Origin of the sequence: Alteromonas sp. C1M14 (assembly GCF_018860965.1) — a bacterium.
GTDB lineage: Bacteria > Pseudomonadota > Gammaproteobacteria > Enterobacterales > Alteromonadaceae > Alteromonas.
In genome coordinates this window covers 102,841-115,322 of record NZ_JAHKQF010000001.1, presented here as the reverse complement: position 1 = coordinate 115,322, position 12,482 = coordinate 102,841, and the positions used below count along the sequence as shown (strand labels likewise).

The 12,482-nt window shown below is 47.7% G+C and carries 10 protein-coding genes and 1 pseudogene; 7 read left to right on the top strand and 4 right to left on the bottom strand.

The genetic code is table 11. The features are described from left to right. From tuf to KO501_RS00485, 3 genes and pseudogenes are all read left to right on the top strand, one after another. Window positions 1–176, top strand: a pseudogene (gene tuf / locus KO501_RS00495) (elongation factor Tu); the annotation flags it as partial. A 175-nt stretch (window positions 177–351) separates the two neighbouring features. Continuing rightward, the gene (locus KO501_RS00490) at window positions 352–1,686 is read left to right on the top strand and encodes an alkaline phosphatase PhoX (RefSeq protein WP_216027683.1); all 1,335 of its coding nucleotides are present in this window, start codon (window positions 352–354) and stop codon (window positions 1,684–1,686) included. A 124-nt stretch (window positions 1,687–1,810) separates the two neighbouring features. Beyond that, the gene (locus KO501_RS00485; RefSeq protein WP_216027682.1) at window positions 1,811–2,863 is read left to right on the top strand and encodes an aldo/keto reductase; all 1,053 of its coding nucleotides are present in this window, start codon (window positions 1,811–1,813) and stop codon (window positions 2,861–2,863) included. A gap of 91 nt (window positions 2,864–2,954) precedes the next feature. Here the strand turns inward: KO501_RS00485 and KO501_RS00480 are convergent, their stop codons facing one another. Then, window positions 2,955–4,124, bottom strand: coding sequence for a DcaP family trimeric outer membrane transporter (locus tag KO501_RS00480; protein WP_216027681.1), 1,170 nt, complete (start codon window positions 4,122–4,124; stop codon window positions 2,955–2,957). 241 nt (window positions 4,125–4,365) lie between these two features. On the opposite strand from KO501_RS00480, the gene acs reads away from it, so the two are divergent. Continuing rightward, window positions 4,366–6,312 (top strand): acetate--CoA ligase, encoded by a 1,947-nt coding sequence (acs, locus tag KO501_RS00475; protein WP_216027680.1) that lies wholly within the window; start codon window positions 4,366–4,368, stop codon window positions 6,310–6,312. A gap of 8 nt (window positions 6,313–6,320) precedes the next feature. Beyond that, a complete protein-coding gene (locus KO501_RS00470) occupies window positions 6,321–6,962 on the top strand; it encodes a response regulator transcription factor (RefSeq protein ID WP_216027679.1) in 642 nt (213 codons plus the stop codon). Window positions 6,963–6,981: 19 nt separating this feature from the next. Here KO501_RS00470 and KO501_RS00465 read toward each other — a convergent pair whose 3' ends face one another. From KO501_RS00465 to rimK, 3 genes are read right to left on the bottom strand one after another with little or no spacing between them, the layout of a single operon-like run. Next, window positions 6,982–7,428 carry an ATP-dependent zinc protease gene (locus tag KO501_RS00465; protein WP_216027678.1) on the bottom strand — a complete coding sequence of 149 codons (447 nt, stop codon included), beginning with the start codon at window positions 7,426–7,428 and terminating at the stop codon, window positions 6,982–6,984. Between the two features lie 9 nt (window positions 7,429–7,437). Then, window positions 7,438–8,469, bottom strand: coding sequence for a succinylglutamate desuccinylase/aspartoacylase family protein (locus tag KO501_RS00460; protein WP_216027677.1), 1,032 nt, complete (start codon window positions 8,467–8,469; stop codon window positions 7,438–7,440). Then, a complete protein-coding gene (gene rimK, locus KO501_RS00455) occupies window positions 8,469–9,374 on the bottom strand; it encodes a 30S ribosomal protein S6--L-glutamate ligase (RefSeq protein WP_216027676.1) in 906 nt (301 codons plus the stop codon). The genes KO501_RS00460 and rimK overlap by 1 nt, the downstream gene beginning before the upstream one ends. 259 nt (window positions 9,375–9,633) lie before the next feature. Between rimK and KO501_RS00450 the strand changes: the two genes are divergently transcribed. Together KO501_RS00450 and KO501_RS00445 are read left to right on the top strand one after the other, a co-directional pair. After that, window positions 9,634–10,803: an isovaleryl-CoA dehydrogenase gene (locus KO501_RS00450; protein ID WP_216027675.1), complete on the top strand. Its 1,170-nt coding sequence runs from the start codon at window positions 9,634–9,636 to the stop codon at window positions 10,801–10,803. A gap of 65 nt (window positions 10,804–10,868) precedes the next feature. Then, complete coding sequence (locus KO501_RS00445; protein WP_216027674.1) at window positions 10,869–12,476, top strand: carboxyl transferase domain-containing protein; 1,608 nt, start codon at window positions 10,869–10,871, stop codon at window positions 12,474–12,476. Window positions 12,477–12,482 lie beyond the last annotated feature (6 nt).

The window sequence follows — 12,482 nt, the reverse complement described above, 5'->3', positions numbered from 1 at the left end:
CTGACGTAACAGGTGCTGTAGAGCTGCCTGAAGGCGTAGAAATGGTAATGCCTGGTGACAACCTTAAGTTCGTAGTAGAACTTATTGCTCCTATCGCGATGGATGAAGGTTTACGCTTCGCTATCCGTGAAGGTGGCCGTACCGTAGGTGCTGGCGTTGTAGCGAAGATTCTTTAATCTACGCAACCTAACGAATTAACAAAAGGCGCTCAAATGAGCGCCTTTTTTGTGTCTGTTTATCCTGTTTTTTCACGTAATTAGCGATTATTGCAAATTGTGTGTGTGATAACGTAACAATTCCGCAGTAACATAGTGTGCATCATCACTTTTAAAATCTATTGCGGTAAAACATATGTTCACAAGAAGACAGTTTTTAGTAGGTTCTTTAGCATTCGGTGGATTAACCGCCAGCGGATATGGTAAAGCTAAAAGTTTGCCTCAATCTCTATTTAGCGATCTTTATGGTCCCTTAATCCCTGATCCCCACAAGCGATTAGACCTACCTAAAGGGTTTAAATATCAAGTTATCTCTTCGTTAGGCGATATGATGTCTGATGGTCTGCAAGTGCCGGATCGTGCCGATGGCATGGGCTGTTTTTCTCTAGCGGATGGTAAATTAGCCCTAGTGCGTAACCACGAACTACACCCCGATCACATTGAAAAGCAGCCGGCCACCATCCAGGCACATAAAACCAAACTAGCCTACGACACCTTTAATGATGGTGTGGCGTTACCCGGCGGTACGAGTACTTTAGTATTCGATACCAAATCTAAAACCGTTACCTCGTCGTTTATGAGCATTAGCGGCACGGTGCGTAACTGTGCCGGCGGCATTACGCCATGGAATAGCTGGCTTACGTGCGAAGAGTCTGTGGCAACACCCGGCACGCCGTATAAACAGTATCACGGTTATATCTTTGAAGTCCCTGCTGACGCCACCTCTATGGTTGAAGCGGTGCCGTTAAAGGCCATGGGGCGGTTTAATCATGAAGCTGCTTGTGTTGATCCGCAAACCGGTATTGTGTATCTCACTGAAGATCGGGGCGATAGCCTTTTCTATCGCTTTGTACCTAACACCTACGGCAAGCTGCAAGACGGCGGTGTATTACAAGCCCTTCGTATAAAAGACACGCCTAAATTTGATTCACGAAACTGGACAGCTGCAAACATGCCAGTGGGGCAATGGCTAGAAGCTGATTGGGTAACTTTAGATACGCCAGATAGCCCCGAAGACGATCTACGTAAACGGGGTTATGAACTTGGCGCAACATTATTTGCGCGAGGTGAAGGCATCCATTGGGCAGAGAACGAATTGTATTTTTGCTGTACCAACGGCGGAAATAAACAACTAGGTCAAATCATGCGTTTTGCCCCAGGTCGCAATAACGCAACGGATCGTATACAGCTATTTTTAGAAAGCGAAGATAAAAACCTGTTTAACTTTGGTGATAACTTAACGGTTTGTCCTAACGGGCACTTACTTGTGTGTGAAGATCAGTACACAGAAGTGGTGGATAATCATCTACGGGGCGTAACACCAAATGGTGATGCTTACACCGTGGCCAAATTGCATACTCAAACCGAGTTGGCCGGCGCGTGTTTCTCTCCTGATGGCAGCATATTGTTTGTTAACTTGTATTCACCTGCCGAAACCTTGGCCATCTATGGACCTTGGGCGCAAAGCTAAAACCTACCTTTAAACGCTAATGAGAGACGCTCAGTCGATGGGCGTCTCATGGCAACAATTGATTGATGCTATAATCTTCCCTCCGTTGCCACTTGGCACAGTTTCAACAAGGTGACACACGTCAATGAAATATACACTCTTAGGAAGCAGCGAGCTGTCTGTTTCTAAAGCATGCTTAGGTACAATGACTTGGGGGATCCAAAATACCCAAGCTGATACCGACGCGCAAATGGCTATGGCGATTGACCATGGTGTTAATTTTATCGATACCGCAGAAATGTACCCCATTCCGCCGAATGCGCAGACCAGCGGCGACACTGAACGCATGTTAGGAGATTGGCTAAAACGGCATGCCCATCAGCGCAAAGATTTGGTGGTGATGACCAAAGTGGCTGGCAGTGGTATAGGCTGGATCCGCGAAGGCTCAGATATCTCTTCTCAAACGCTAACCTCTGCGTTAGATGCCTCGCTAGACAGACTAAATACCGATTATATCGATGTTTATCAGTTGCACTGGCCAAACCGGACTTCCCCTCATTTTGGTAAACATTGGCCGGGTAAGGTTGATCCCAACAATACAGACAAAGAGCAAGAAGTGGCGGGCATGCGAGATATCCTTAGCGGTATTAAGCAAGCCATTGGCGCCGGTAAGATTCGTCATTGGGGTTTATCTGATGATACGCCATGGGGCATACATACCTATTTACGTTTGTGTGAGGAAATGAATGTTCCTCGCCCCGTTTCCATACAAAACGAATTTAGCTTGTTGCATGCCAAAGACTGGCCCTATTTAATCGAAATGTGCCATTTTGAAGATATCGCCTATTTGCCATGGTCTCCCTTGGCAACGGGAATGTTATCAGGAAAGTACTTAGATGATGCGCGGCCAAAAGGCTCACGCTGGACTTACGTTCAACGCCAAGGGTTATTCCGCGATAAAGACGCTGCACAAGATGCTACCCGTCGTTATGTGGAGATTGCTCATCGGGCAGGGATCACCCCTTCACAATTGGCACTGGCTTGGTGTAATGCTGTGCCAGGTGTTACCTCTACAATTATTGGTGCCACACAGCTTAGTCAATTAGAGGAAAACCTAAACGGGTTTGATATTTCCCTCGACGATTCGGTGCTGCGACAAATTAACGACGTGTTTAAACGTTACCCACAGCCTTATTAAGCTCATCATCATGGCCAGCGTGTTGTAAATAAACATACAGGCATAAAAAAGCCCCACAAATGTGGGGCAAAGCTTTCCTCGCGTTGGGATGTCAGAAAGCGTATTTGGCCGAGAACTGGACACGGTTCATATCACCTTCCAATCCCGATTCAACTTCACGTTTTGCATAAGCATATTCTGCCCCCACCGTTAGCGCTTTTGTGGGTGAATACAGCAGGTTTAAACGGGTGCTGTAAGAACTTTCGGTAACGGCTGTACCGGTTAAGGTTGCGTCGTTATCAACATCTAAAGCAGAAAACATAATATTGCTGCGCATTTTGTCGTTCCAGATATGGCGATAGGCAATGGCATAGCCTGTGGAATCAATGGCTTCTAGATCGTTATCAGGGGTAATAACCGCACCGTTTGCGGCGTTGAGGGCGGCATACCGTCCTAGGCCGGCACCGGTATTGACCATCCAGCGCAAGTCATCACCGTTATCCATCATAAACTTACCCGACACGGCAATACCATAACCGGTTTCGTCAGCGTCGATATCTGTACCATTGTCGTAAGACAGTTGGCGTACTAGACCGGCCACTTTTACATACCCCCAATCACGTTTAAGTGTATAGGCAGCGATGGCGTCTGGTACGGCATTATCGTCGGCAACAATGCGGGTGCCGCCACCATTTGGTGTGACCGTGGTTTCGGGGTTCTCCAGGGCAAACTGAAAACCACCGGAAGAATACCGAACCATAACTTGTCGGCCAAAGGTGATGCCGTCAGTGGTACCGATAAAGTCGAGTGATTCAGGTAACGAACCCACATCCATAAATGTTGTCCAAGTTTGGCCTACCAACCAATTCTTGTATTTAATGAATGCGTGACGAATACGGGGTACATAGGAATTACTAATGCGTTCATCGCCACCACTTGTTACGATGAAATCCAGTTCTAGCACACCGGTTATAGTGTCACCTTCGGGGGTAGGCGTGTTTGAGGTAAAGCGAAAACGCGTTTGACGGATGTGTGCATCAAACTGGGTGCCTTCGTCATTTCCGCCTACAGGGGTAACTGAAGGGACGTAAAAATCGCGGCCTATACTACCAGAGGCTAATGTACCATCGGAGTATTCACTTACCATGGCATCCGCTTTAACATAGCCAGAGAAGCCAATGTCGGTTCCCGCAAGATTGGCAGCCTGAACTGCAGAGGTGCCCATAAACCCTGAAACTGCGAGGGACATTGCAACAGCTGTTTTACTAAAAGTGTGTTTCATCGTCGTTCCTGTATTCTTCATCAGGTTAAGAAACTGTAAATAATTGGTTAACGGGTGATAATTTGAACGACTCTGAGGGAAATGAAAATAAGCGGTTGGTCTATAAGACTAACGTCGTATCGAACTGTCCTAAAAGGGCAAATTCGCTAAGACCAAAGTCTCATTTTGCTTTGGTTTAGAAAAGCTACCCTGAGTAACAAATAATTTTCACTGAATTAATATGACATCGGAGGCATTATCCATGACTGCCAGCAAGACGTATCCTGTTCCTGAAAACATTCTTGAAAATACCCATCTGACGCAAGAACAATATGACAACATGTATCAGCGTTCAGTTGATGATCCCACCGGGTTCTGGGGTGAGTATGCAAGTACACTGGATTGGTACACCAAACCAACAAAAGTGAAAAATACCCATTTTGGCGCAGATGACGTTTCTATAAAATGGTTTGAAGATGGTGAAATTAATGCCAGCTACAACTGTATCGATCGTCACCTTGCAGAAAACGCGAAAAAAGTGGCGCTGTTCTGGGAAGGTGATTCCCCAGAAGACAGTGAAGAAGTAACTTATCAGCAGCTTCATTATGAAGTCTGTAAGCTAGCTAATGGCCTTAAAAAACTAGGCGTAGGGAAAGGCGACCGGGTAGCGATTTATATGCCTATGGTGGCGCAGGCGGCGTATGCGATGCTAGCTTGTGCCCGTATCGGTGCTGTTCACTCTGTTATTTTTGGTGGTTTCTCGCCTAATGCTATTGCTGATCGTATTAACGATAGCAAAGCTAAAGTGGTGATCACCTGTGATGAAGGTCGCCGCGCAGGCCGCAGCGTACCGCTTAAAGCCAACGTCGATAAAGCCGTTGCCGGTGGCGCTTGCCCATCCATTACCAATGTTATTGTGCACAAATTGACTGGCGGTGACGTGGCCGTTAACGATGATATTGACGTGTGGTGGGAAGATCTTATCGAAGACTGTTCTGCCCAATGTGAACCCGAAGTGATGAATGCCGAAGATCCGCTGTTTATCCTGTATACCTCAGGTTCAACGGGCACGCCTAAAGGGGTGGTGCATTCTACCGGTGGCTATTTGTTATATACGTCGATGACATTTAAATATGCTTTCGATTATCGCGAAGACGATGTGTACTGGTGTACTGCGGATGTGGGCTGGATCACCGGTCACAGTTACATGGTGTATGGCCCACTGATTAACGGCGCATCGCAGGTCTTTTTTGAAGGGGTTCCGACTTACCCTGATGTACGCCGAATCGCCCAGATAGTCGAAAAATATAAGGTCAATAGCCTGTATACTGCGCCAACCGCTATTCGTGCATTAATGGCCCATGGCGATGCGCCGGCTGAAGGTTGTGATTTATCATCCTTAAGACTGCTAGGGTCGGTGGGTGAGCCTATCAACCCAGAAGCCTGGGAATGGTATCACCGGGTTATTGGTGAAGGCCGTTGCCCAATTATGGATACTTGGTGGCAAACCGAGACCGGCGGCATGATGATCACGCCAATGCCTGGCGCTACGGCCCTTAAGCCTGGCTCGGCTTCGCGTCCGTTCTTTGGTATTCAACCGGCCCTATTTGATGCCGATGGCAAAGAATTAGAAGGTGCTGCAGAAGGTAACTTGGTGATCAAAGAAAGCTGGCCAAGTCAGGCTCGCACGGTTTACGGCGATCACGAGCGCTTTATCAATACCTACTTTAGCGCGTACAAAGGTGTTTATTTCACTGGTGACGGTGCACGTCGAGACGAAGACGGTTACTACTGGATCACCGGCCGCGTTGATGACGTATTGAATGTTTCTGGTCACCGATTAGGTACCGCTGAAATAGAAAGTGCCTTGGTTGCTCATCCTAAAGTAGCCGAAGCGGCGGTAGTGGGTTATCCTCACGATATTAAAGGGCAGGGAATATACGTATACGTTACTCCCAATGAAGGTATTGCGCCTGATGATGAACTTACCAAAGAGCTGCGCGCTTGGGTGCGTCAAGAACTCAGCCCCATCGCCACACCGGATATGATCCAGTGGTCTCGCGGATTACCGAAAACGCGCTCTGGTAAGATCATGCGGCGTATATTGCGTAAGATTGCGGCTAACGAGCACGAGCAATTAGGCGATACTTCAACATTGGCGGATCCGTCTGTTGTTGATACACTTATAGAGGAGCGCCTGAACAAATAAGGAAAACAATGATAACGCTGCTAATTGCTGATGACCATCCGCTCTATCGTGATGCCTTACGAGGCGCGTTATCATTGACTTTACCTAATCTCCTGCTGCGAGAAGCTGGAGATTTAACAACCACGGTCGATATTCTTGAAAAAGAGGATATCGACCTTCTTCTCCTCGATTTACACATGCCAGGCAGTAACGATTTGTTTGGTTTAGTGCATATCCGCAAGTTGTTTCCTGATATTCCCGTAGCGGTAGTGTCGGGAACAGAAGATGCTAGCATCATTTCTAAAATCGTGGGCGTAGGTGCATTGGGTTTTATTCCCAAAACTGCCAGCTCAGGCGACATTGCCAGTGCGGTACAATGTATCCTTGACGGTGACATTTGGTTGCCAGAATCTGTTAGCGAGAAAATCGAAGACGTTGACGAAGAGTTTTCCGAATTGGCAGATAAAATCGCCTCTCTTACCCCGTCACAATACAAGGTATTGTGCTACATGCGCGAAGGCTTGTTAAATAAACAAATTGGCTACAATTTAGATATTGCCGAAGCCACCGTAAAAGCCCATGTTACTGCCATATTTAAAAAGCTGGGCATAAACAATCGCACCCAGGCGGTACTGATTGCTTCTCAGTTAGAACTGGAGCCTCCAAAATAGAGGGGGGTACTTATTTGTTTTAAGGTTGGTGCCTGTCGCAGAGTAAAAACTCCTGCTGAGGGTCGACAATAAAGCGCCCGTTCATGGCTTCTCTGCCAAACAGCATCAAGTAGGTCATTTCGCTTCTATCGGTAAGGGTTAACTGAATTGTCCATTGCTCGTTTGCCATGACAATATCGGTATGAATGACGTATCGTCGCTCTCGCGTAGCGGTTGAACTTTTCACTTTTTTGCGCGCAACCACAGGGGCTTCTCGACGCACAATGGTGTCTACCTGATGAATATCTGGGTGAATGTCAAAGCTAACCCATAATGTGCCATCCCGTTCAAACTCTTCAATATTATCAACATGCAACGACGAGGTGGCGGCGCCTGTATCCACGCGAATGGTTAAATTATTGATGGATAATGCAGGTAGGTGGCAATATTCAATGGCACCTATAAGTTGTTTTTGTACTTGTGGCATGGGGTGTCCTTATGATGATTGGGTTAGGTCATCAGGCGCTAAGTTGTCCTGTAGCAATTCAACGTGTTCTGCAACAGAGTCAGGTTGTTTGAAGTAGGCAATATGATAAATGGCTTCGCCTTCTTGGGTGAGGGGAATGTTTTGCTTTCCAATGATCACGCCGGCCATGGGACTTTGCATTGTCGATAATACCTCACCAAAGGGGTCTGAAATTGTGGCCAGTTTATCGCCTTTTTCAATATGATCACCAAGTTGTGCGAGATGGCGAACGAACCCGCTTTCTGCCGCCCGCACCCAACCACTTTCCCGAGCGATAAAGGGCTTAATATGGTGTCCTTTGCCGCGACTTTTGTTAAGCATTCCCACATGACGCATGGTGTTAATTACCCCGCGCAAGCCAGCCCGAATAGAAAACTCATCGTAACGCAGTGCTTGGCCGGCTTCGTATAACAGAATTTTCACTCCCGTTTCACTGGCAGCTTGACGCAAACTACCGTCACGTAAGTCGGCATTAAGAAGTACCGGCACCCCAAATGCTTTGGCCATACCTAATACATCAGGATCATCTAAATTCGCTCTAACCTGGGGAAGATTGCTGCGGTGAATCGCGCCGGTATGCAGGTCGATGCCTATGTCACATTTATTCACGATTTCTTTCAAGAACAGATTGGCCAGTCTGCCGGCTAATGAGCCTTTTCTACTGCCAGGGAAACTGCGGTTTAGATCCCGTCTATCTGGCAGATAGCGAGACTGATTTAACACGCCATACACGTTTACCATAGGCACCGCGATAAGGGTTCCACGTAAACGTGCAATCGCTTTTGAGTGTATTAAGCGCCCTACAATTTCAATGCCGTTAAGTTCATCGCCATGAATAGCCGCAGAAACAAATAAAGTTGGGCCAGCACGATGCCCCCGTTTTACATACACAGGAATACTCATGTGTGTATTGGTGTACAAGGGGGGCATTTCCAGTTCAATGCGCTTTGATTCGCCCGGTGCGATCTTGTGCCCGCCGATTTCCAGTGGTTCCAGCCCCATTAGCCTTTGCCTCGCGTTCGTGTGTTAAAGGGTTTTGCTGATTTGGCGATAAAATCGATGATCATGCCAGCCACGTCTTTTTGCGTAGCGCTTTCAATGCCCTCTAACCCGGGAGAAGAGTTAACCTCCATAACCACCGGGCCATTGTTTGAGCGCAGAATATCTACGCCGCAGCAATTTAGGCCCATGGTTTTAGCTGCAACTACCGCGGTTTTACGCTCTTCTGGTGAAAGCCTTGTCAGACTGGCAGAACCACCACGGTGAAGATTAGAACGAAACTCACCCGGCGCAGCTTGTCGCTTCATGGCGGCGACAACTTTATCACCCACTACAAAGCAGCGAATGTCTGAGCCGCCTGCTTCCTTGATATATTCTTGAACCAGAATGCTGGCGTTTAATCCCATGAATGCTTCAATGATGGATTCTGCTGCCTTTTGCGTTTCGGCAAGGACCACACCAATGCCCTGCGTGCCCTCTAATAACTTAATTACTACCGGCGCACCGCCAACATTACGAATTAAGTCGTCTATTTTATCTGGGTGATGGGCAAACCCTGTACGCGGCATACCAATACCTTTACGAGACAGCAACTGCAACGAGCGCAATTTATCTCGAGAGCGGCTAATGGCCACAGACTCATTAATGCTGTAGGTACCCATCATTTCAAATTGTCGCACAACCGAGGTGCCATAAAAGCTTACTGAGGCGCCGATACGCGGGATCACCGCGTCGTAAAACGGTAGCTTTTCACCCTTGTAACGAACAGAGGGTTTGGCACTGGTTATGTCCATATAACAATGCATGGTGTCGATAACGTCGACTTCATGACCTTTCGCTAAACCCGCTTCGAGTAAGCGGCGGGTAGAATAAAGCTTCGGGTTGCGTGAAAGTATGGCGATACGCATAACGGGAGGTATACCTTGTAACGTGAGCTTAAAAACAAGAAGCGAAAATAATGACACAGTAACGTTTGCGCGGAAATGTTTATCTACGTTCTTTTTTTGGGTTGAAAACCCATTCCCACTTGGTGGGGCAAAGCAATCTTATATTGACGAATACAAACAACAGGTTTACCTTTACGTAAAGTATGGTTAACGTAAACGTAACATGCGTGCGATGCCCTCATGTGCGTTTTTCATTTGTTACATTAGGATGCTTACGTGAATGAACATTTCATACCCCACCCTCAATTTTAATTTGGGAGAAGAGGTAGACATGCTTAGAGAGCATGTTCACCAATTTGCCAACCACCAAATAGCCCCTTTAGCGGCGAAGGCCGACGAACAAAACAGCTTTCCTAACCAGCTATGGCCCATGTTTGGTGATATGGGGCTGTTGGGGGTCACGGTATCAGAACAATTTGGCGGTGCGGGTATGGGTTATTTGGCCCATACCGTGGCAATGGAAGAAATTAGCCGTGCTTCGGCAGGCATTGCCCTTAGTTACGGTGCTCACTCTAATTTGTGCGTTAATCAAATTTACAGAAACGGCACACAGCAGCAACGAAAGCAGTACTTACCGGCTTTGGTATCTGGAGAACATATTGGTGCCTTGGCCATGAGCGAGCCTAACGCGGGTTCGGATGTGGTGAGCATGAAATTACGGGCGCAAAAACATGGCGACGTGTATGTGCTTAATGGCAGCAAAATGTGGATCACCAATGGGCCTGATGCCCATACCTTTGTGATTTACGCTAAAACAGATATGCACGCAGGGCCAAAGGGAATAAGCGCGTTCATTGTAGAGCGTGATTTCCCCGGATTTAGCCGGGCACAGAAGCTAGACAAGCTTGGCATGCGCTCGTCAAATACCTGTGAATTGGTGTTTGAAGATTGTGAAGTACCGGCTACGAATATGCTTGGTAACGAAGGGGAAGGCGTGCGAATTCTAATGAGCGGCCTTGATTATGAGCGGGTGGTACTTGCCGGTGGGCCATTGGGAATCATGCAAGCCTGTATGGATGCAGTGGTGCCTTATATTCATGATCGCAAGCAATTTGGTCAAGCCATTGGCGAGTTTCAATTGATACAGGGCAAGGTCGCAGACATGTACACCCAAATGAATGCTGCCCGGGCCTATGTGTACGCGGTAGCACAAGCCTGCGATCGTAACGAAACCACCCGTAAAGACGCCGCTGGCGCAATTTTATATGCCGCAGAATTGGCAACCAAGATGGCGCTGGATGCCATCCAGTTATTAGGTGGCAATGGCTATATTAATGAGTTTCCCACTGGGCGCTTATTGCGCGACGCGAAGCTCTACGAAATAGGGGCGGGAACATCAGAGATTCGCCGTATGCTTATTGGCCGTGAATTGTTTAACGAGTCGGCGTAGGGCGAAGTGATGTGTATGGCTAACAGCCTGTGGATTACCCCAAGCCTTTTAGATCAGGAGTCGGTATGCCTGTAATACAAACTAGCATCAATACAAAATCGGACACGTTTTTGCAAAACGCCGCGCATATGCAAAAGCAGGTGGACGATTTATACGAAACAATAAAGAAGATACATCAAGGCGGGGGTGAGAAGGCTGCTCAACGGCATCTTGCTCGGGGTAAATTGCTGCCCCGTGATCGCATTGATGTACTGCTGGATCCGGGGTCTCCTTTTCTGGAAATCGGGCAATTAGCGGCGTGGGATATGTACGATGTGGATATTCCTGCGGCGGGAGTCATTGCGGGTATTGGGCGTGTATCAGGGGTGGAGTGCATGATTGTGGCTAACGATGCTACGGTCAAAGGGGGAACGTATTTCCCGATGACCGTGAAAAAGCACCTACGGGCTCAGCAAATCGCCGAAGAAAATCATTTACCCTGTATTTATTTAGTGGATTCAGGGGGTGCAAACCTGCCCAATCAGGACGAGGTGTTTCCTGACAAAATGCATTTTGGCCGGATCTTTTATAATCAAGCGAATATGTCGGCTAAAAACATACCACAAATTGCCGTGGTAATGGGGTCTTGTACGGCGGGTGGGGCTTACGTACCGGCAATGGCGGATGAAAGCATTATCGTTAAGCAACAAGGCACTATTTTTCTAGGCGGCCCACCGTTAGTGAAAGCGGCTACCGGCGAGGTGGTTACCGCAGAAGCGCTTGGCGGTGGAGATGTGCATACGCGGATATCTGGGGTGGTGGACCATCTGGCCAATAATGATCATCACGGACTATCGTTGGCCCGAAATTGTATTGCTAGATTAAATCGTCCAACAAGTGCCAGAGCAGACATTAAACCCGTGGTCGCGCCCTGTTATGACAGTAAAGACATTTACGGCATTGTGCCAAAAGATACCCGGCAAACTTACGATGTGCGCGAAGTTATTGCTCGTATTGTCGATGGCTCTGAATTCGACGAGTTTAAGGCATTGTACGGCACAACCCTGGTATGTGGTTTTGCCCGAATATATGGCTATGCGGTGGGTATTGTGGCTAACAATGGCATCTTGTTTGGTGAAAGTGCCCTGAAAGGCGCGCACTTTATAGAGCTATGTGCCTTACGCAAAATTCCTCTTATCTTTTTACAAAATATCACCGGTTTTATGGTGGGTAAGCAATATGAGTCTGGTGGTATTGCTAAACACGGCGCCAAAATGGTCACAGCAGTGGCCTGTGCCAAGGTACCTAAAATAACGGTACTGATTGGCGGTAGCTTTGGGGCTGGCAATTACGGCATGTGTGGACGGGCGTATGATCCCCGCTTTTTGTTTATGTGGCCTAACGCTCGCATTTCTGTAATGGGCGGTGAACAAGCTGCGGGCGTGCTAGCGCAGGTAAAACGAGATCAGCTTGAACGGGAAGGTACGCCATGGTCCGACCAAGAAGAGCAGGCTTTTAAACAACCGGTTATCGATACCTACGAGCAGCAAGGCCACCCTTATTATGCTTCAGCTCGGCTGTGGGATGACGGCGTGATTGATCCGGCAGATACCCGCAGAGTGTTGGGTTTGTCCCTTTCTGTTTCGATGAATCGCCCCGTGGAAGAGACCCAATTTGGCGTTTTTCGGATGTAATGACGG